The organism is Achromobacter sp. FW305-C-30-7, from assembly GCF_058783105.1.
In genome coordinates, this window is record NZ_JBYSYI010000006.1 from 413,765 (window position 1) to 432,077 (window position 18,313).

Genomic DNA, 18,313 nt, shown 5'->3' on the forward strand with positions numbered 1-18,313 from the left:
CTCTTGATTGATCTATCGTGGAATGCGGCAATCCTGCCAGCGGCACGCGCGCAGGACACTCCCCGGCTTCCAAGGAGCCCACCATGAACCGTTTCGAACAGAAGACCGTCCTGATCACCGGCGGCACCAGCGGCATCGGCCTCGCCGCCGCCCAGGCGTTCGCCGCCGAAGGCGCCCGCGTGGTCGTCACCGGCCGCGATGCCGCGGTGCTGAAGCAGGTGCGCGCCAGCCTGGGTTCCCATGCGCTGGCGCTGCGCAACGACGCCGGCGCGCCCGGTGCCCCCGCCGCCCTGGCGACCGAACTGCGCCAGGCCGGCATCCGCTTGGACGCCGTGTTCATCAATGCCGGCGTGGCGCGTTTCGCGCCCCTGGCCGAAGCCACCGAAGCGCTCTGGGACCAGACGTTCTCGACCAACGTCAAGGGCGCCTTCTTTCAATTGCAGGCGCTGGACCCGCTGCTCAATCCGGGCGCGTCCATCGTGCTGAATGGCTCGATCAACGCCCGTATCGGCATGCCGGCATCCTCCATCTATGCCGCCAGCAAAGCGGCGCTGATCTCCCTGGCCAAGACCCTGTCGGCGGAACTGCTGCCGCGCGGCATACGCGTCAACGTCATCAGCCCCGGCCCCGTCGCCACGCCGATCTACGACAAACTTGGCCTGGACGCCGCTGCGCTGGAAAAGACCGCCGCCAGCATCCGCGCCCAGGTGCCGCTGGGCCGCTTTGGCACGCCGCAGGAAATCGCCTCGACCGTGCTGCACCTGGCCTCGCCCGAGTCCGCCTTCATCGTCGGCACCGAGATCATTGCGGACGGGGGCATGAGCCAGTTGTAGGCCCTGGCCGGCCGGCTTGGCGCGGGCTTATCTGCCGATACCTGCGGCTAGGCTCCGATGGAGCGCAGCGCGCGCTTGCAGATGCGCTGCGTCGCCTCGGCCGGCTTGCCTGCCGACCAGCGCGCGCAAACTTCCCGCACCCAGCCCGGCTGGTCCTTGCTGGCGTCGTTCAGCCAGTTTGCGACCGAGTCCTGCACGTAGACGGCCGGGTCGGCCCGCAGCGGCTCAAGCAGGGGCAGCGCCCTGCCGGGATCGGCCTTCAAGGCCGCAATGTGCGCGCACCAGACCCCGCGCGGCCGCAGCGACTCGCTGGCGTAACGGCGCACGCGTTCGGAGGCATCCGCCGTCCAGGGCTGCAGCAGTTCCAGTGCCGTGTCCAATTCGGCCGCCAACTGCGGGCGCAGCGCCAGCCAGGCCCATTCCCGCACGCCGAAATGCGCGTCGTCGGCCAGCGGCCCGATCAACGCCAGCCGCTGCTTCAGGGTCAGATCCGGCATCATCCCGACCATAAAGCAGGCCCAGCCCCGGACGGTATCCGAGCGGTGGTTGCGCAACGGTTTGAAGGCGTCCTTGCCCAGGCCCTCCTGCAAGTGATGCGCTGCAGCGGCCATGCGCTTGGAGATCCCCATCCCAGCCTGGGCGCGCAGAGCGGCGATGGCCTCGGCGCCCACCTGCGGGGCGGCCGCCTGCATCAGTTCGGCAAAGTCCACGGCCAGGCATTCGGTCAGGTTGCCGGCCGGTTCGCCGGCGTTCAGCTGCGCCAGGCGCTCGGCGCTGATGTCCTTCACGCCCCGGCCCGTCGGCGCGGCTGAGGTCTTCTTGCTCATTGCGTAGTCTCCTGCCCAGTAGCCCGGCCCGAGTCGGTTCCTTGCCAGATCTTGCCCAGCAGCGCGCGCAGGCTGGCCCGGTCCGCAAGGCTCAAGCCCGCGAACAAGGAGCCTATCCAGTCCGTATGCGTCTTGAACAACTGCCCGGCCTCGGCCCGCCCCTTGGCGCTGAGCTTCACGATAATCTTGCGCCGGTCCTCCTTGCCAGCGCGCCGCAAGACGAATCCGTCGCGCTCCAGGCCGTCCAGCAGGCCCGTAACCGTGGCCCGCGTGACACCGGCGCCATCGGCCAGCTCGTGCGGCGACATACCGTCCGCCTGCTCGTGCAGCAGGAACAGCAGCACGAACTTCCCTTCCGACAATTGGCGCGGCGCCAGCCGGGCGGCGCAATCCCGGTCGATGGCGTTGGCCAGCGACAGCAGCTGAAAGCAAAGGCCTATCCCGTCCGCCGTCGGCAGTCCGCGCCTGGCAGCGACCTCGAGCAGCGCGCGGTGCTTGGGTTCCAGCATGTGTTGCGGGTCTTGCATGGGGAATCTGATCCTGTGATTCTCGACGCCGATATAATAAGGCGCCTAACTATTTATCCGCAAGACGGCCCGTCCGACTCGAACCGCTATCATCCTGGCTATCTCAGCAGTCGACGACTGAATCCATGCCCCTACCCTCCCGCGTGACCCTGCGCCGCATGCAGGAAGACGACATCCCGATGCTGCTGGCCATGGAATCGGATCCCGAGGTCATGCGCCACAGCACCGGCGTCAAGCCGGCAGACGAGGCGCGGCGGCAAGAGCTGCTGGCATGGCTGCGTGAACCGCTGACCCGGCTGGGCCATTGGGCGGTCGCGATCGATGGCGCCGCAGTGGGCTGGGTGAGCCTGGTCCCTCTGGCAGGCACGGACAGCATCCAGCTTGCCTATCGGCTGCAACGCGCGGTTTGGGGACGGGGGTATGCCAGCCAGGCAGCGAAGCAGTTGTGCGAATACGCCTGGCGCGAGCTTGAAGTGGCCGAACTCGTCGCGGTGGTCTGGCCCGACAACCAAGCCTCCGTTCGCGTCCTGGAGAAACTGGGTTTCACGTTCCGCACGCGCGAGCGCCACTACGACCGCGACACCATCGTTTATGCACTGCCGCGTCCTGTCGCCGAATCCGACCTATCATTGCGGCCCTGATCTCCCCATGCGCCATTCATGCAGAAATCCGCCATGAACTACCCCGTGCTTCCCGCGTCCGAATTCTCCGCCGCCCGTGTCGTGCCCGAGCTGCTCGTGTCCGACATCCACAAGAGTCTGCATTTCTGGTGCGGGCTCTGCGGGTTCTCGATAGCCTACGACCGCCCGGAAGACCATTTCGCCTATCTGGACAAGAGTGGTTCGCAGGTCATGCTGGAGGAATACGGCCACGGCAGGAACTGGATTACCGGCCCGCTGGAAGCACCGCTGGGGCGCGGGATCAATCTGCAGATCGAGGTGCCTTCGATCACGCCGATGGTCGACGCCTTGCGCGGCGCCGGGTGGCCGCTCTACATGGAACCCGAGGAGAAGTGGTACCGCGCCGGTACGACCGAGGTCGGCGTGCACCAGTTCCTGGTGCAGGATCCCGATGGCTATCTCATCCGCTACTCGGCGGGCCTGGGCAGGCGCGACGTTCCGCCGGCGGCCTGAGCCACGGCGGCTTGGAGGCGGCGTCCCAGCCGCCTCCGCCCAGGGTCTTCAGCGGTACAACACCGTCGGCAGCCACATGCCGATGCCCGGAAACACGTACAGCAGGAAGATCGCCACCACCTGGATGCCCATGAACGGCATCATGCCCAGGAAGATCTGGTTCAGCGTCACGTGCGGCGGCGACACGCCCTTCAGGTAGAACGCCGACATTGCCACCGGCGGCGACAGGAAGGCCGTCTGCAGGTTCAGCGCCACCAGCAGGCCGAAGAACAACGGGTCGATGCCGAAGGTGTTGAGCAGCGGCACGAAGATGGGCATGAAGATCACGATGATCTCGGTCCATTCCAGCGGCCAGCCCAGCAGGAAGATGATGACCTGCGCCAGCAGCAGGAATTGCAGCTGCGACAGCCCCAGCGACAGCACCCACTCTTCGATGATGCGCTGTCCGCCCAGCAGCGCAAAAGCCGCCGAGAAGATCGACGAGCCCACGAACAGCCAGCACACCATGGCACTGGTCTTGGCGGTCAGGAATACGGATTCGCGCAGCACCGGCAGGTTCAGCCGCCGGTACGCCAGCGCCAGCAGCGCGCCGCCCATGGCGCCCATGGCGGCAGCCTCGCTAGGCGTGGCCAGGCCGAAGGCGATGGAGCCCAGCACCGCCGCGATCATCACGGCCAGCGGGAAGAACGAGGCCATCAACATCTTGAAGATTTCCATGCGGGCCCAGGTCAACATCGCATAGAACAGCGCCAGGATTGCCGCGCAGATGGCCGCGAAGATCCAGAACCCCTTGGGCGCGGCGATGCCCTCGCCTGCGGCGGCCGGCGCCTGCGCGGCGGCTGACTGCGAGGCGGACGCAGACGCGGACGCAGGCGCGGCCGCAGGCGTGCCTGGCGGCTCGGCCAGGCCGGCGGCGGCCGCCGGCTCACTGGAGGAAGGCTCGGCCAGTTCGTTGGACGGCGGCTCTGCCAGGCCATCGGCGGACGGCTCGCTCAATTCCGAATCGAAGCCCCCCGATCCCAGCTGCAGCTCGGCGGGAATCTCGTACACGACCTCCGGGCGCGTCGTCGCCTGATAGACCACCGCCACCAGCAACACCGTGACCGCCAGCGGCGCCAGCGCCAGCGCCATGTTGCGCAGCAGGAAGCCGAACGGCACATTCTGGTTGCGGCGCCCCTTGAACAGGGCCGCCAGCATGCCGGACACGGCGCGGGTATAGCCGCCCGAGGCCAGCGCCGCCGAGTTCGCGGACAGCGGCACGCCGCGTTCCTCCTTGGGCAGCGGCGGCGCCATGTCGGGGCGCAGCTTGGCCACGATGATCACGTAGATCATGTACAGCACCGCCAGCATGATGCCCGGGAACAGCGCCCCCGCGTACAGCTGCACCACCGACACGCCGGTGGTCGCACCGTACACGATCAGCATCACGGACGGCGGCAGCAGGATGCCGAGGCAGCCGCCCGCCGTAATGGCCCCGGCCGTCAGGCGCACGCTGTAGCCGGCCTTGAGCATCGCCGGCATGGCCAGCAGGCCCATCAACGTAACCACCGCCCCGACGATGCCCGTGGCGGTGGCGAAGATCGCGCAGGTCGCCAGCGTGGCCACGGCCAGCGCGCCCGGCACGCGCGCCAGCGCCAGGTGCATGGAGCGGAACAGCTTTTCGATCAGGTTGGCGCGTTCGACCAGATAGCCCATGAACACGAACAGCGGAATCGAGATCAGCGAGTCGTTGGTCATGGTGGCGTAAGTGCGCTGCACCATCAGGTCCAGCGTCTGCCCGACCGAGCGGCCCGCATCCGAACTCTGCATGTAGTACGCCAGGAACGTGAACAGCACGCCCATGCCCATCAGCGTGAACGCCGTAGGAAAACCCAGCATGATCGCCACCACGATCAAGGCCAGCATCAAGAGGCCGATATGCCCGGTGGTGAGATTGTCCCAGGGAGTCAGGAAGGCGATCATCAGCACCACCAGGCCGATGCACGACAGGCCGAACCATAGCGCCTTGTGGATTTTCATGGCCGCGGCTCCCCTGACGTGACGTAGCGGTCGAGCTTGGCGATGTCCTCGTCCTTCACATGCACCATCTGCTTGAGCTTGTCGACGTCCACTTCCTCGACGTCTTCCGCGCGCGAGGGCCAGGCGCCGCGCCGCAGGCACAGCACACAGCGCAGCACTTCCGCCACGCCCTGCAACAGCAGGACCGCGCCCGCGATCGGAATGAATGCCTTGAAGGGATAGATCGGCGGCCCGTTGGCCATGAGCGAGGAATGCTCGCGGATGGCGATGGAATAGCCGGCGTAGTACCAGCCCGCCCATACCAGCGCGATCACGCCGGGAAAAAAGAAGACGATGAACAGGACCAGGTCCAGGCCCGCCTGCACGCGCGGCGGCAGGAAGCCGTACAGGATGTCGCCACGCACATGCCCGTTCTTGGCCAGGGTATAGGCCCCCGCCATCATGAACAGAATGCCGTAGTACATCATCTGCATGTCGAACGCCCAGGCGCTGGGCTGGTTCCACAGGTAGCGCGCGGCCACCTCCCAACAGACATGCAGGGTAAGAACGACGATCAACCAGGCAAATGTCTGCCCGACAAAAGTGGAGATACGGTCTATGAAACGTACGATGCGGATCATCTCACTTCCAGGTCAAGACGCATGGCGTCCCGCCGCGCGCCGATGAACGGCGCGCGGCGCGGGATACAGGTACCGGCCCCTCAGGCGGGTTTAGTACTGCGCGAGAAGTAGTGGTTGTAGGCCATGCGGAAGTTGACCGAGGTATCCCCGTGCCAGCGCCCCACCCGCTCGGCGAAGGCGCGCTGCGACTCCAGCACCTTCTTGAACAAGGGATTTTCGGCCGAGCGCTTGGCGATCATCTCGTCCCAGATCTTCAGCTGCTGCTGCAGGATGGCGTCGGGCGTCTTGTAGAACTTGACGTTGTGGTCCTTCTGCAGCTTGCCGTAGTCCTGCGAATAGCGGTTCGCCGCCTTCCAGGACATGTCCGCACTGGCCGCCTGCGCGGCATTGCGCAGGATGTGCTTCAGGTTGTCGGGCAGCGCGTCGTACTTGGCCTTGTTGAACAGGATTTCGAACTGCTCCGCGCTCTGGTGGAAGCTCTGCAGCATGCAGATCTTGGAGACGTCCTGGAAGCCCAGCGCCAGGTCCGAGGACGCGTTGTTGAATTCCGCCCCGTCCAGCAGGCCGCGGTCCAGCGCCGGCACGATTTCCCCGCCCGGCAGCGCGTTCACGGCCGCGCCCATGGCGGTGTACATGTCGATGGCCAGGCCCACGGTGCGGAACTTGAGGCCCTTGACCTCCTCCATCTTTGTGATGGGCCTTTTGAACCATCCGAAAGGTTGAGTCGGCATGGGACCGTACATCAGCGACACCACGTTCACGCCCATGGCCTTCTGGATCTCGACCAGCAGTTCCTTGCCGCCGCCGTATTCATGCCAGGCGAGCAGCATGTTGGCGTCCATGCCGAAGGACGGACCCGAGCCCCACAGGGCAACCGCCGTGTTCTTGCCGTACCAGTAGGCCACCACGCCATGCCCGCCGTCCAGCGTGCCCGCGGACACCGCGTCCAGCAGATCGAAGGCCTTGACCACGGCGCCGGCCGGCAGGATCTCGATCTTCAACTGGCCGCCGGCCATGTCGTTGACCTTCTGCGCATAGTCGCGCGCGAACTCGTGGAAGATGTCGTTGGCGGGCCAGGTGCTCTGGAAGCGCAGGGAAACCGGCGCATTCTGCGAGCGGGCGACAGCCGGAAATCCGAGCGCGGCGGCCCCGGCGACGGCGGCGCCCGAGATGAACTTGCGGCGGGGCTTTGTAACGTGTTGCATGGCTTGTTGTCTCCTGAATTAGGACTACATGGACCAGCTTGTAGTTACTACTCCTGCGTGGGCGCGGGATGGTGAAGCCTGCTGCGGGATCCCGCGGGCGCGGTTGCGGACGATACGCAAAGCGTGTGCTGATTAAACCTTTCTGACTAATCGCTGACAATCAGCTTTGTGTCAGGAATTACCCTAGACACGGGGCACTAGTGCTTTCGTACGGTCCTTCCTCGAGCGGCAGACTTCACGCACCGCTGCTCCAGGCCGCCGACGATGGCGGCAAGCCCATATTCGAAAGCCGCATCAGGTCCAGCGGCGTCGAATGCCTGCAAAGCCTGGGCCAGCAATGGCGTCGCGGACGACGGAGCCTGCTGCGCGCCGGCCCGTCGTTCCTGTTCGTCGCCCGCGGCCGCCTGCTGTTCGAGCACGGCGCCGACGGTGAAATAGCTGATCGTCGTCAGCGCGTAAGCGGCGTCGGCTGGCGCGAATCCCTCTTCGCACAGAAACGCCAATTGCGCCTCCACGGCTTCGAATTGCGGTTCGCTCGGTCGGGTGCCGGCGTGTATGCGCGCGCCGTCGCGATAGGCCAACAAGGCCCGCCGGAAGCTGCGCGCATTGCCGTTCAGGAAAGCGCGCCAGCTATCGCCCGGCCTGGGCATCGAGTACGTGTGGCTCTCCGACAGCATCGCCTCGCCCAAGCGGTCCAGCAGCGCGCGCTTGTTCTTGAAATGCCAGTAAAGCGCGGGCTGCCGGACGCCCAGGCGATCGGCCAGCTTGCGCGTCGTCAGGCCATCCACCCCCACCTCGTCCAGCAGGTCCAGCCCGGCGCGGATCACGGCATCCAGCTGCAATTTGGTCATGACGCTTCCTCGTGGAACTTGATAATTTATCAATGATAAATTATTGTGCCGAAAAATTTATCAACGATAAATAAATACGAATCAGCACATGAAATCCACACCCCTACCCGAAGGCCGGACGTGAGAGCCGGCCATGCCCTGGTTATCCTGAGCACCGTTGCGCTGGACGCGGTCGGCATAGGCCTGGTCATGCCCGTCCTGCCCGGCCTGCTGCGAGGCCTGGTCCACTCGGAGGAGATTGCCGGCCACTATGGGGCCTTGCTCGCGGCGTATGCGCTGATGCAGTTCCTCTGCGCCCCGGCGCTGGGCGCGCTGTCCGACCGCTATGGGCGGCGGCCGATCCTGCTGCTCTCGCTGGCGGGCGCCGCCATCGACTACCTGATCATGGCGACGGCCCCGACCCTGCTGGTCCTGTATCTGGGGCGGCTCGTCGCCGGCATCACCGGCGCCACCGGTGCGGTGGCGGGCGCCTGCATCGCCGACCTCACCAAGGAGGGCGAGCGGGCGCGCTACTTCGGCCTGATGAGCGCCTGCTTCGGCGTCGGCATGATTGCCGGTCCCGTCATCGGCGGCCTGTTGGGCGGCATCTCGCCGCAGCTGCCGTTCCTGGCGGCCGCGATCCTCAACGGCCTGAATTTTCTGATGGGGTGCTTCCTGTTGCCGGAGTCGCATCGCGGCGAGCGGCGGCCGCTGTCGCTGAAGGCGCTCATGCCCGCTTCCTCTTTCCTGTGGGCGCGCGGCAAGACGGCGGTGATCGCCTTGATGGCCGTCTTTTTCGTCATGCAGTTCGTGGGACAGGTGCCCGCCACGCTGTGGGTCATATATGGCGAAGACCGCTACCAGTGGGATGCCGCCACGGTCGGCCTGTCGCTGGCCGCGTTCGGCGCGCTGCACGCCCTGGTCCAGGCGCTGGCCACCGGCCCCGCCACGGCGCGACTGGGAGAAAAGCGGACGCTGTTGCTGGGCATGGCCGCCGATGCCCTGGGCTATGTCCTGCTGGCGTTCGCGACGCGCGGATGGATGGCCTTCCCCATCATGGTCCTGCTGGCGTCGGGCGGCATCGGCATGCCGGCGTTGCAGGCCATGCTGTCGGCGCGGGTCGAGCAGGAACGCCAAGGCCAGTTGCAGGGCGCGCTCGCCGCGTTGTCGAGCCTCAGCGCGATCGTCGGGCCCCTGGCCATCACGGCGCTCTATGCCGCCACGCTGAACGTGTGGAAAGGATGGGCATGGATCGCGGGCGCCGGGCTGTATTTTGCCTGCCTGCCGGCCTTGCGCCGCAGGGCTTCGCAAGGCAAGTCTTAGTAGGACTGCACCAGTCACGCGCTACTATCGCGGAACCACAATCGGCAAGGAAAGGAATGAACCAGAAGCAGCGCGCCGCCAATCGCCGCCGGATTCCACGCAAGGCCTGGGCCTTGGGCCTGATCATCACTGGCGCCGCGGGTTTTTATGCATGGTGGCAATCACCCCTGGGTCCCGGCCTGACCGAAGGCAAGATGCGCAAGATCCTGGTCGAGGCCACGGGGCAACCGGCATATGCGCCGGTCGGCGCCTGCGTCAACGTCGTGGGCGTGCGGCCCTTGCCCACCGATGTCTACACCGCGTTCCTGGAAAGCCAGGACAGGATCGTGCAGGGGTTGATCAAGCATCAGCTGGTCACGGTCAAGCGCGTCAGCGCCAACGGCGACGGCGGGCCACCGCAAGCGGACGAAGATCCCGAGGACGCGAGCAGCCGCATGGAGCTGACGGATAAAGGCCGGCCCTACTACACGGACGGCGAGGCCCGCCTCAGTTCCAAGCTGGTCTATACCGCGAAGTTCTGCGCCCCCGGCCTGCAGATCGGCAAGATCCTCACCCATACCAAGCCGCTCAAGAATCCATTCGACGACAACCCCAACCTGGTCTCGGCGGTGAAGTTCGAATGGCGGCTGGAGCGCAGCACCGCGGACTGGGCGGCCGATCCCGCCTTCCGTCCGTACCTATCCGGCTTTGCGCCGGAGGACCAGCCGGACGAATGGCAAACTGAGTACATCATGCTGGAACGGAAAAACGGCGTGTGGGAACTGGGAGACAGGCCCTACATCATCCGTTGGTGAGCGCGGCGTCGTCGGACTCGGCTGGCGGACGGCGCACCGCTCTCAGCTTGCCGCTTTCGCCGCCGCCGCAGAAAAAGCAGCCGGCGCCATCCGACTCCAATCCGGATACGCCGATACCGGCCGGCATTTCCACGCTTTGCAGCACTTCGCCAGTCCGCGCATCCAGCTGCCGCAGATCACTGGCGCCATCCTCCCAGGTGCCATGCCAGAGCTGCCCGTCGACCCAGGTCACGCCGGTGACGTAGCGGTTGGATTCGATGGTGCGCAGCACCCGGCCCGTTTCAGGATCCACCTGGTAGATCTTGCGCTGGCGGTACTCGGCCACCCACAGGCTGCCCTCGGCCCAGGCCATGCCCGAGGCGCCGCCGCCGCCCGGCGCCGGGATGCGGGTCAGCACCCGGCCGCTCTCTGGCTCCAGCTTGACGATGGTGCCATCGGAGATCTGATAGAGATGCTTGCCATCAAAGGCCGTGCCCGCGTTGGCGACCAGGTCGATGGAGGCTTGCGTGTTGCCGCTGTCGGGGTCCAGGGCGATCAGTTTTTCGCCGGTGGCGAACCACACCTGCTGGCCGTCGTAAGTCACGCCGTGCACTGCCTGCACGCCGGGAAAGGGACCGTACTCGCGGATGATCTGGGCTTTCGTTCGTTTCATTTCGATGTCCTTGAACTGGAGTTCGAGCATTCATGCTAGTCGGCAGCCAGCGCGGCCGGGAGTAACAAGGTTGTCGTGAATCCCGGCACCGGCGGCGTCATCCAGCGGCGCGCCCGGCCCTGGCCGCAAGCCTGCACCTTGCCGGCCACCGCCAGCGCGTCCAGCGTGCGCTGCACCGTGCGCTGGCTGGCGCCCAGCGCCAGCGCCAGGGCGGAACTGGACCAGGCTTCGCCGTCGGCCAGACAGGCGAGCACGGCTCCCTGGTCCCTGTCGCCGTCGCCAGCGGGTCGTGCCAACAGCGCGACCCCTCTGCCCTCTTGCGGCTTCAGGACAAAGCCGCCGCGCGCGGCGCTGATGCCGGCCACGCCGTCCAGGGCCGCACGCAGGCGCCCGATCTCGACGCGCAGGCGCGCGCGGTGCGTCTCGTCGAAGTAGGCGGTACGGAACGCCTGCTCGATGAGCGTTTCCCTGGGCGCCGGCTGCGGCCAGGCTTCAGCCAGGACGCGGGCCAGCGCGAACAACACCGGGCGACTGGCCAGCGGGATTGCCCGGCCCTCGCTGCGCACCGCGTGGCGGCAACCGTCGACCACCAGCGTGTCGGAGGCCAGCAGCGCCTCCACTTCATCCAGCAGGATGGGCCGCTGGACGCCCTGCTCGATCAGCCGCGCCGCGGGCGTGTTCAGGAGCAAGGTCGCGTGTTCGACCTCGGCCATCAACGCGGGGATGCCGGCGACGCGGGCGGCCAGTTCCGCCTGGGTCAGCGCGGCGCGCGCCGGCCCCGTGCGCAGCCGCCGCAAGGCGACGCCGGCGGCGATCAGTTCGTGGATGGCGCGGGACGCCGGGGCCAGGGCGGCAGGGTCCAGCAAGGCCAGCGCATCCTCGGCGCGATCGAGCCGGCCTAGCAACAGCTCGCGGCGGGCCTGCAGATGCCGCGCATGCGCGGCGTTGGCCGGGTCGCCGTGGGCGTCCAGCGCGGCGCGCGCGGCCTCCAACGCCTTTTCCGGCCAGGCCAGGTCGCGCGATACCAGGGCGATCTCGGCCTCGGCCACGACGCAGCGGGCGCGGGCCAGCACGTTCTTGGGATCGAAGTTCCGCGCCGCGCTGCGCAGCAGGGTCCGGGCGCGGCGGAACTCGCCCAGTTGCGCCAGGGCGATGCCGCGCAAGGCCAGCGCGGGCGCATCGTCGCGCAGGGCCACAAGGTTCAAGGCGCCCAGCGGATTGCCGGCGGCCAGCGCGCGCGCCGCCGAGGTGATCAGAAAATCCATGGAAATCCCGCCACTGCCGCCGCTCCCGCAGTCCGCTTACCGGCAACTAATCTACCACCTGGCGCGGCTTTGCAGCGGCGTCCCCAAGCCAGGCGCGCGGCCCGCAGGCGGGAAAGTCACCGTCAGCGCCACGCCCGCGCCGCGCAGGCCGTCGCCCAGGTCGACTGCGGCGCCATGCTGCTGCGCAATCTGCGCCACCAGGGACAGGCCGATGCCGCTGCCACCCGCCACGCTGCCCGGGGCGCGATAGAAGCGGTCGAACACGCGCGCGCGTTCCTCCGGCGCAATGCCCGGGCCATCGTCGGCCACGCGCAGGCAGGCCCCGCCGTTTGCCGCAGGTCCGCAGGACACCGCGATCTGGCCGCCGCTCTGCGTATAGCGCACGGCATTGTCCAGCAGGTTGCGGACCAGCACGCCCAGGGCGTCCAGCCGCCCGCGCACCACGCAGGCCTGCACGTCCAGCTGGATGCGCAGCTGCTTGCGGGTCGCGTCCGTTTCCCAGTCGCGCGCCAGCATGGCGACCAGCGCATCCAATTGGACCTGCTCGGGCTCGTCCGCGCTGGCGCTGAGCGCGTCCATGCGAGCCTGGTCCAGCAATTGTTCCGACAAGCGCGAGGTGCGCTGCGCGACCAGGCGCAATTTCTCGATGGCGGCCGGCGCATCGGCGGAGCCGGCGCTGCGGGCCACCAGTTCCGCGTGCGCGCTCAGCGCGGCCAACGGGGTGCGCAGCTCGTGCGCGGCATCCTCAAGAAAGCGGCGCTCGCGGTCCATGCCGCCCTTGACCCGCAACAGCAGCTGGTTGATCGAGCGGATGAAGGGACGCAGTTCGCCTGGCATGCCGGCCATGGGCAGCGGGGCCAGGTCGAACGGCCCGCGCCGCGCGATGGCCGCGCCGGCGCGGTCCACCTTGCGAAACGCGCGGCCGACCACCCGCCAGCTCACCACGGCCAGCAGCACGAACAGGACGGACACGATGACCAGCCCGCGCTTCAGGCTATACAGCGACTGGGCGCGCAATTCGCTCTGCGGCCGCGCCACCTGCACCTGCACCCGCCCCTGCGCGTCGGAGACCGCGTACACGCGCCAATCCATGCCGTCGGCGGACACGTCGGCATAACCATCCTGGAAGCCGCCGCTCAGGGGGTGTTCGGGGGACTCGGGCGAGCGCAGCAGCAGCCGGCGGTCGGCCAGCGACCACAAGTGGAAACGGATCTTGTCGCCGTCGACACGGCTGGACGCGGGCGGGGTGAAACGCTCGGACGGCGCCGCGTTGCCCAACAGGCTGACCGGCAGCGACGCCAGCATCTGGCTGGCCGCGTCATGCAGCCACCGATCGCGCGCGCCGGTCTGCGAGCGCGTGGTTTCGTACTGCTGGAAGGCGAACACGGCGATCCAGGACAGGGTCATCGTCAACAGCAGCGTCAGCGTCAGTTGCTTGCGCAGCGTCTTCATTCGGCCGCCTCGATGCGGTAACCCAGTCCATGGACGGTGAGGATCAGCTTGTCGCCCAGCTTGCGGCGCAACTGATGGATATAGACCGCCACCGTATTGCTTTCGATGGCGCCGCTGTCGCCATAGACGGCAGCCTCCAGCTGTTCGCGGCTGACGGTGTGGCCGATGCGTTCCATGAGCGCCAGCAGCGTGCGGTATTCATGCGCGCTGAGGCTGACCTCGACGCCGTCGCGCGTCACCGCCCTCTTGGCCGGCTCCAGCACCACGTCGCGGCAGCGCAGCGCCGACACCACGGCGTTGCTGCTGCGCCGGACCACGGCGCGCAGCCGGGCCAGCAGCTCGTCCAGCTGGAATGGCTTGACGATGTAGTCGTCGGCGCCGGCATCCAGGCCCTGTATCCGTTCGCTCAGCCGGTCGCGCGCGGTCAGGATCAGGACCGGCGTGGCGTCGTAGCGCGCGCGCAGGTGCTTCAGGACCGCCAGCCCGCTGCCGTCGGGCAGGCCCAGGTCCAGCAGCACGGCATGAAAGCCGTGCTCCACCAGGGCCAGCCGCGCCTGCGCGACATCGCGCACCCATTGCACGTCGGCGCCAGACTGCGCCAGGCTGGTGTGCACGGCGTCGCCCAACATGGCGTCGTCTTCAACTAGCAGGACACGCAAGAAATCTCCAGGACCATCAACGATGCCGCAGCATGCCGGCTGCGGGTTAAGAACTTATTAAGAATCCATGCCGCGCGCGCCCATCTGGCTGCGGGCGGCCAGCTGCGGGCGGCGAGCTGCGGGCGGCCATGGACTTGAGCGCAGCATTTTAATTCGGCACCTTGACTGTACTTGTATATACGAGTTAAATAAAACCCGCCGATACCCGCAACCCCGGAACGCGCCATGAGCGCCGCCCGCCGCACAGCACCTGGGCAACACCCCCCTGCCTTCGAGTACGTGCCTGCAGTCGGCCCGGATACGCCCCATCTCACGCTCTAGTCCCTCTTCTCCCCCCTTTCCTCCGCTCGAGGAGTAGTGATGCGTCATCTTCCAGTCGTTGAAGTTTGCGTTTCGAGAAGTTTTTCACCCAGGTTCGCGGGTCCGCTGTTGCTGGCCCTTGCCTTGACGGCAGCGTTGCAAGCCGCCCCGGCCTGGTCCGCCACGCCCGCCATGCCGGCCGCCGCCGGCGACACGCGCGCCGCCGCCCGGCAAGCGCCCCTGACGCTGGACGGCCGGTCGCTCACTGCCGCTGACGTGGTCGCCGTCGCGCGCGGCAGCCGGCCCGTGGCGGCCACCGAGGCCGCGTGGCAGCGCGTCGCCCGGTCGCACGATCTGCTGCTGGAATACGGCCGCCTGGGACAGCCCGTGTACGGTCTGAATCGCGGCGTGGGCCAGAACAAGGACCAGACCATCTTCTCGGGCGACACGCTGTCGGACGAGGCCCGGGCATTGTCTGCGGCCTTCAACCACCGCATGCTGCTGTCGCACACCGTGGCCTACGGCGAGCCGGCGGCAGCGGACACGGTGCGAGCCGCCATGCTGATAAGGCTGAACACGGCGCTGGCCGGCGGTACCGGCATGAGCCCGCCCCTGGTTCGCCAATACGCCGATTTTCTCAACCAGGGTTTGACGCCGGTGGTGCTGGGCCAAGGCTCCGTCGGCCAGGCCGACATCACCATCCTGCCCCAGATCGGCCTGGCCATGATGGGCGAAGGCATGGTCGAGATCGGCGGCAAGCTCCTGCCGGCGGCCGAGGCCATGCGCCAGGCGGGCCTGGCGCCAGTACAGCCTTATGCCAAGGACTCCCTGTCCCTGCTGAGCTCCAACGCCTATGGCGCGGCCCTGGCCATCCTCGCGGCGCACGACGCCAGCCGGGTGCTGGACCGCGCCGATGAGGTGGCGGCCCTGTCGCTCGAAGGCCTGAACGGCAACATCGCGCCCTTGCTGCCCGCCACCCAGGACCAGCGTCCCTATCCGGCCCAGCAGCAGGTGGCCCGGCGCATCCTGTCGCTGCTCGAAGGCAGCGCGCTCTGGCAAACGGACGAGCAGCGGCCCCTGCAGGATCCCCTGAGCTTCCGTACCGTGAGCCAGGTGCATGGCGCCGCACGCGAAGCGCTGCGCCAACTGGACGCGCAGTTGCTGGTGCAGATCAACAGCTCGGATGACAACCCGACCGTGGCGCTGGATGTGTCGCCGCCGGCCGGCGCCACGCCGCAGGAAACCCGCTATTACGTGACTCAAGGCAAGCTGCGCGGCGCCGTGTTGCCCAGCGCCGGGTTCGACCCCACCGCCTGGGTGGTGCCGCTGCAGTCGGTAGGCGTGGCGCTTTCGCAGGTGGCCCAGTCGTCGGCGCAGCGCGTACTGCGCATGGGCGACCCCGCCTTCACCAAGCTGCCGCGCTTTCTGTCGCCCAATGACACGACCCTGGCCTACACCACGATCCAGAAGCCCGTGTCGCTATTGGCCACCGAGATCCGGACGCTGTCGCAGCCCGTCTCGTCCGACGCGCTGGCGGTCGCGGGCAATATCGAAGACGTGGCCACCAATGGCCCGCTCGCCGCGCAACGCGTGGGGCAGCAGACCGGACGGCTGCGCACCTTGCTGGGCATAGAGCTGATCCATGCGGCCCAGGCCGTGGACCTGCGCACGCGCGCCGACCCCCGGCGTCCGCTGGGCAAGGGAACCGGCGCGGTGCTGGCGGCCTTTCGGGTGGAAGTGCCGTTTCTTTCGCAAGACAGAAGACTTGCCGACGACATTGCGCGCGCCGACCGGTTTCTGGACCAGGGGCGCGACGCCGCGCTGTAGACGCCGCGCCGCCGCCTGACCAACAACAAGGGGAATGAACATGAACAAGTATCTCGCGCTGTGCCTGAGCGGCACGCTTCTGGCCGCCACGCTGTCCGCGCCCGCGGCTGGCGCCGAAGGCAAGTATCCCGATCGGCCCGTCACCATCGTCGTGCCGTTCGGCGCGGGCGGCATCGCCGACGCGTTGCCCCGCATCGTGGGCCAGGAGCTCAACAGCAAATGGGGCGTGCCTGTCATCATCGAAAACAAGGTCGGCGCCTCCGGCAATATCGGTATGGACTTCGTCGCCCGTGCCAATCCGGACGGCTACACGCTGGCCCTGGCGCCGGCTGGCAACCTGACCGTCAACCCGCTGCTCTATACCAAGCTGCCCTTCAACACGGCCCGCGACTTCGCGCCGGTGACCATGCTGGCCACTTCGCCCAATGTGCTGGTGGTCAACGACAAGGTGCCGGTCAAGACCTTCACCGAGCTGGTGGCCTATGCGCGCCAGCATCCGGACAAGCTCAACTATTCCTCGCCCGGCCCTGGCAGCGGCGCCCACCTGGCGGGCGAACTGCTCAACCAGTCGGCCGGCATCGTCACGCGCCACATTCCCTACAACGCCATGGCTGCCGCCGTCAACGATGTGGTGGCGGGCAATGTGGACATGATGTTCGCCGGGGTCTCGACCGTGCTGCCGTTTATCCAGTCCGGCAAGCTGCGCGCGCTGGCGGTCGCCGGTCCGCAACGCCTGCCGCAATTGAAGGACGTGCCCACGGTGGCCGAAAGCGGCTATCCGGGCTTCGACGTGACCTCCTGGTACGGCATCGTCGCGCCGGCCAAGGTGCCGCCCGCGATCCTTGACCAGTTGCAGGCCGACATTGCCGCCGTGCTGCAGAAGGAATCCGTGCGCCAGAAGTTCGCCGGCCTGGGCGTGGAGCCCGCCGGCTCGAACCGCGCGGATTTCACCCAGGCAATCCAGCAGGAAACCGATAAATGGGCGGCCATTGTCAAGCAGGCCGGCATTCAACCGATCCAATAACCGAGGAGACATCATGCAATCCATAGACATCACCTACCTGAACGGCCCCGACGTGCGCGCACTGGAGCTGACCGACGCGGAAATCCTGGCTGCCGTGCAAAGCGCGCTGGACGCCCAGGGGCGAGGCAAGACCGTCATCGAACCGCGCATGCACCTGGTGCCGGAGTCTTCCGCCAAGGGGCACTTCAATGTGCTGCGCGGCTACATCGAGCCGCTGCACGTGGCAGGTGTGAAAGTGGTCAGCGACTTCGTCGACAACTACAAGGTTGGCCTGCCTTCGGAAATGGCCTTGCTCAACCTGTTCGATCCGGTCAACGGCAAGCCGCTGGCCGTGGTCGACGCGACCGCCATCACCGACATGCGCACCGGCGCGGTCACGGCGCTGGGCGCCAAGTACCTGGCGCGCAAGAACAGCAAGGTGCTGGGCCATATCGGCTCGCGCGGCACCTCTTACTGGAACGTGCGCCTGCTCGACAGTCTCTACGACTTCGACGAGATCCGCGTGCATTCGCGCCGTCCGGAAAGCCAGCAGGCCTTCGGCGAACGCCTGTCGCGCGACCTGGGCAAGCCGGTAAAGGTCGTCAATGATTGGGAATCCTGCGTGCGCGGCGCCGACATCGTGGTCGAAGCCTCGCGCCTGCCCGAACCCACGCCTTTGCTCAAGACCGAGTGGATCAAGCCCGGCGCCCTGGTCATGCCCTATGGCACCATGAGCGCGGTGGAGCTGAGCCTGACCGACATCATGAGCAAGGTGGTGGTCGATGACTGGGGCCAATGCCGCAAGGGCCTGCCCTACGGCGCGCTGCGCGCCCACGTCGACAGCGACCGCATCACCGAAGAAAACCTGCACGCCGAACTGGGCCAGATCGTGGCGGGCTTGAAGCCGGGCCGCGAGCGCGATGACGAAACCATCCTGTTCTGGCACCGTGGCCTGTCCACCACCGACATCGCGCTGGGCCACGCCATGCTGGAGAAGGCCCGCAAGATGAGCCTGGGCCAGACCTTGAAATTTGCCTAGGCGAA

At 67.3% G+C, this 18,313-nt stretch carries 18 protein-coding genes; 8 read left to right on the forward strand and 10 right to left on the reverse strand.

The window, feature by feature from the left end:
• The first annotated feature begins 83 nt into the window (after positions 1 to 83).
• Positions 84 to 833, forward strand: a complete 750-nt coding sequence (locus tag AC3WOB_RS21820; RefSeq protein WP_013394252.1) for an SDR family oxidoreductase — start codon at positions 84 to 86, stop codon at positions 831 to 833.
• A 47-nt stretch (positions 834 to 880) separates the two neighbouring features.
• Here AC3WOB_RS21820 and AC3WOB_RS21825 read toward each other — a convergent pair whose 3' ends face one another.
• Complete coding sequence (locus AC3WOB_RS21825; RefSeq protein ID WP_492276154.1) at positions 881 to 1,660, reverse strand: DNA alkylation repair protein; 780 nt, start codon at positions 1,658 to 1,660, stop codon at positions 881 to 883.
• Entirely contained in the window at positions 1,657 to 2,187 is a 531-nt protein-coding gene (locus tag AC3WOB_RS21830; protein ID WP_492276155.1) for a MarR family winged helix-turn-helix transcriptional regulator, read from the reverse strand. Before AC3WOB_RS21830 ends, AC3WOB_RS21825 begins: the two co-directional genes overlap by 4 nt.
• Before the next feature lie 125 nt (positions 2,188 to 2,312).
• On the opposite strand from AC3WOB_RS21830, the gene AC3WOB_RS21835 reads away from it, so the two are divergent.
• Together AC3WOB_RS21835 and AC3WOB_RS21840 are read left to right on the forward strand one after the other, a co-directional pair.
• A complete protein-coding gene (locus tag AC3WOB_RS21835; RefSeq protein ID WP_492276156.1) occupies positions 2,313 to 2,828 on the forward strand; it encodes a GNAT family N-acetyltransferase in 516 nt (171 codons plus the stop codon).
• 18 nt (positions 2,829 to 2,846) lie between these two features.
• Positions 2,847 to 3,320, forward strand: coding sequence for a bleomycin resistance protein (locus AC3WOB_RS21840; RefSeq protein WP_492276157.1), 474 nt, complete (start codon positions 2,847 to 2,849; stop codon positions 3,318 to 3,320).
• A gap of 48 nt (positions 3,321 to 3,368) precedes the next feature.
• Here AC3WOB_RS21840 and AC3WOB_RS21845 read toward each other — a convergent pair whose 3' ends face one another.
• The 4 genes from AC3WOB_RS21845 to tetR all read right to left on the reverse strand — a co-directional run bounded on the left by AC3WOB_RS21845 (position 3,369) and on the right by tetR (position 8,015).
• On the reverse strand, positions 3,369 to 5,339 hold the full coding sequence (locus AC3WOB_RS21845; RefSeq protein WP_492276158.1) for a TRAP transporter large permease: 1,971 nt from the start codon (positions 5,337 to 5,339) through the stop codon (positions 3,369 to 3,371).
• The gene (locus AC3WOB_RS21850; protein WP_492276159.1) at positions 5,336 to 5,959 is read right to left on the reverse strand and encodes a TRAP transporter small permease subunit; all 624 of its coding nucleotides are present in this window, start codon (positions 5,957 to 5,959) and stop codon (positions 5,336 to 5,338) included. Before AC3WOB_RS21850 ends, AC3WOB_RS21845 begins: the two co-directional genes overlap by 4 nt.
• 80 nt (positions 5,960 to 6,039) lie before the next feature.
• On the reverse strand, positions 6,040 to 7,164 hold the full coding sequence (locus tag AC3WOB_RS21855) for a TRAP transporter substrate-binding protein (RefSeq protein WP_013394259.1): 1,125 nt from the start codon (positions 7,162 to 7,164) through the stop codon (positions 6,040 to 6,042).
• A 197-nt stretch (positions 7,165 to 7,361) separates the two neighbouring features.
• Positions 7,362 to 8,015 carry a tetracycline resistance transcriptional repressor TetR gene (gene tetR / locus AC3WOB_RS21860; protein ID WP_013394260.1) on the reverse strand — a complete coding sequence of 218 codons (654 nt, stop codon included), beginning with the start codon at positions 8,013 to 8,015 and terminating at the stop codon, positions 7,362 to 7,364.
• 120 nt (positions 8,016 to 8,135) lie between these two features.
• Between tetR and tet the strand changes: the two genes are divergently transcribed.
• Positions 8,136 to 9,317 carry a Tet(A)/Tet(B)/Tet(C) family tetracycline efflux MFS transporter gene (tet, locus tag AC3WOB_RS21865; RefSeq protein WP_041653896.1) on the forward strand — a complete coding sequence of 394 codons (1,182 nt, stop codon included), beginning with the start codon at positions 8,136 to 8,138 and terminating at the stop codon, positions 9,315 to 9,317.
• Positions 9,318 to 9,373: 56 nt separating this feature from the next.
• Entirely contained in the window at positions 9,374 to 10,111 is a 738-nt protein-coding gene (locus AC3WOB_RS21870) for a hypothetical protein (RefSeq protein WP_013394262.1), read from the forward strand.
• Here the strand turns inward: AC3WOB_RS21870 and AC3WOB_RS21875 are convergent.
• From AC3WOB_RS21875 to AC3WOB_RS21890, 4 genes are read right to left on the reverse strand one after another with little or no spacing between them, the layout of a single operon-like run.
• Positions 10,098 to 10,763 carry a DUF5074 domain-containing protein gene (locus tag AC3WOB_RS21875; protein ID WP_041655708.1) on the reverse strand — a complete coding sequence of 222 codons (666 nt, stop codon included), beginning with the start codon at positions 10,761 to 10,763 and terminating at the stop codon, positions 10,098 to 10,100. The two genes, AC3WOB_RS21870 and AC3WOB_RS21875, sit on opposite strands and share 14 nt — an antisense overlap.
• Before the next feature lie 35 nt (positions 10,764 to 10,798).
• On the reverse strand, positions 10,799 to 12,028 hold the full coding sequence (locus tag AC3WOB_RS21880; RefSeq protein WP_013394264.1) for a helix-turn-helix domain-containing protein: 1,230 nt from the start codon (positions 12,026 to 12,028) through the stop codon (positions 10,799 to 10,801).
• A gap of 51 nt (positions 12,029 to 12,079) precedes the next feature.
• Positions 12,080 to 13,480, reverse strand: coding sequence for an ATP-binding protein (locus tag AC3WOB_RS21885; RefSeq protein ID WP_492276160.1), 1,401 nt, complete (start codon positions 13,478 to 13,480; stop codon positions 12,080 to 12,082).
• Positions 13,477 to 14,139 (reverse strand): response regulator transcription factor, encoded by a 663-nt coding sequence (locus AC3WOB_RS21890; RefSeq protein WP_013394266.1) that lies wholly within the window; start codon positions 14,137 to 14,139, stop codon positions 13,477 to 13,479. The genes AC3WOB_RS21885 and AC3WOB_RS21890 overlap by 4 nt, the downstream gene beginning before the upstream one ends.
• Before the next feature lie 360 nt (positions 14,140 to 14,499).
• Here AC3WOB_RS21890 and AC3WOB_RS21895 point away from each other — a divergent pair, with 360 nt between their 5' ends.
• From AC3WOB_RS21895 to AC3WOB_RS21905, 3 genes are read left to right on the forward strand one after another with little or no spacing between them, the layout of a single operon-like run.
• On the forward strand, positions 14,500 to 16,266 hold the full coding sequence (locus AC3WOB_RS21895) for an HAL/PAL/TAL family ammonia-lyase (protein ID WP_492276161.1): 1,767 nt from the start codon (positions 14,500 to 14,502) through the stop codon (positions 16,264 to 16,266).
• 40 nt (positions 16,267 to 16,306) lie between these two features.
• Positions 16,307 to 17,290: a Bug family tripartite tricarboxylate transporter substrate binding protein gene (locus AC3WOB_RS21900; protein WP_492276162.1), complete on the forward strand. Its 984-nt coding sequence runs from the start codon at positions 16,307 to 16,309 to the stop codon at positions 17,288 to 17,290.
• A 13-nt stretch (positions 17,291 to 17,303) separates the two neighbouring features.
• Positions 17,304 to 18,308: an ornithine cyclodeaminase family protein gene (locus AC3WOB_RS21905; protein WP_492276163.1), complete on the forward strand. Its 1,005-nt coding sequence runs from the start codon at positions 17,304 to 17,306 to the stop codon at positions 18,306 to 18,308.
• Positions 18,309 to 18,313: the final 5 nt, after the last annotated feature.

What these genes read in the sequence shown, in the direction of transcription:
- AC3WOB_RS21870 (WP_013394262.1), top strand. Translation starts at nt 9,374, where the DNA reads ATGAACCAGAAGCAGCGCGCCGCCAATCGCCGCCGGATTCCACGCAAG.
- AC3WOB_RS21880 (WP_013394264.1), bottom strand. Translation starts at nt 12,028, where the DNA reads ATGGATTTTCTGATCACCTCGGCGGCGCGCGCGCTGGCCGCCGGCAAT.
- AC3WOB_RS21845 (WP_492276158.1), bottom strand. Translation starts at nt 5,339, where the DNA reads ATGAAAATCCACAAGGCGCTATGGTTCGGCCTGTCGTGCATCGGCCTG.
- AC3WOB_RS21825 (WP_492276154.1), bottom strand. Translation starts at nt 1,660, where the DNA reads ATGAGCAAGAAGACCTCAGCCGCGCCGACGGGCCGGGGCGTGAAGGAC.
- AC3WOB_RS21885 (WP_492276160.1), bottom strand. Translation starts at nt 13,480, where the DNA reads ATGAAGACGCTGCGCAAGCAACTGACGCTGACGCTGCTGTTGACGATG.
- AC3WOB_RS21900 (WP_492276162.1), top strand. Translation starts at nt 16,307, where the DNA reads ATGAACAAGTATCTCGCGCTGTGCCTGAGCGGCACGCTTCTGGCCGCC.
- AC3WOB_RS21895 (WP_492276161.1), top strand. Translation starts at nt 14,500, where the DNA reads ATGCGTCATCTTCCAGTCGTTGAAGTTTGCGTTTCGAGAAGTTTTTCA.
- AC3WOB_RS21835 (WP_492276156.1), top strand. Translation starts at nt 2,313, where the DNA reads ATGCCCCTACCCTCCCGCGTGACCCTGCGCCGCATGCAGGAAGACGAC.
- AC3WOB_RS21840 (WP_492276157.1), top strand. Translation starts at nt 2,847, where the DNA reads ATGCAGAAATCCGCCATGAACTACCCCGTGCTTCCCGCGTCCGAATTC.
- tetR (WP_013394260.1), bottom strand. Translation starts at nt 8,015, where the DNA reads ATGACCAAATTGCAGCTGGATGCCGTGATCCGCGCCGGGCTGGACCTG.
- AC3WOB_RS21850 (WP_492276159.1), bottom strand. Translation starts at nt 5,959, where the DNA reads ATGATCCGCATCGTACGTTTCATAGACCGTATCTCCACTTTTGTCGGG.
- AC3WOB_RS21855 (WP_013394259.1), bottom strand. Translation starts at nt 7,164, where the DNA reads ATGCAACACGTTACAAAGCCCCGCCGCAAGTTCATCTCGGGCGCCGCC.
- AC3WOB_RS21875 (WP_041655708.1), bottom strand. Translation starts at nt 10,763, where the DNA reads ATGAAACGAACGAAAGCCCAGATCATCCGCGAGTACGGTCCCTTTCCC.
- AC3WOB_RS21905 (WP_492276163.1), top strand. Translation starts at nt 17,304, where the DNA reads ATGCAATCCATAGACATCACCTACCTGAACGGCCCCGACGTGCGCGCA.
- AC3WOB_RS21820 (WP_013394252.1), top strand. Translation starts at nt 84, where the DNA reads ATGAACCGTTTCGAACAGAAGACCGTCCTGATCACCGGCGGCACCAGC.
- AC3WOB_RS21830 (WP_492276155.1), bottom strand. Translation starts at nt 2,187, where the DNA reads ATGCAAGACCCGCAACACATGCTGGAACCCAAGCACCGCGCGCTGCTC.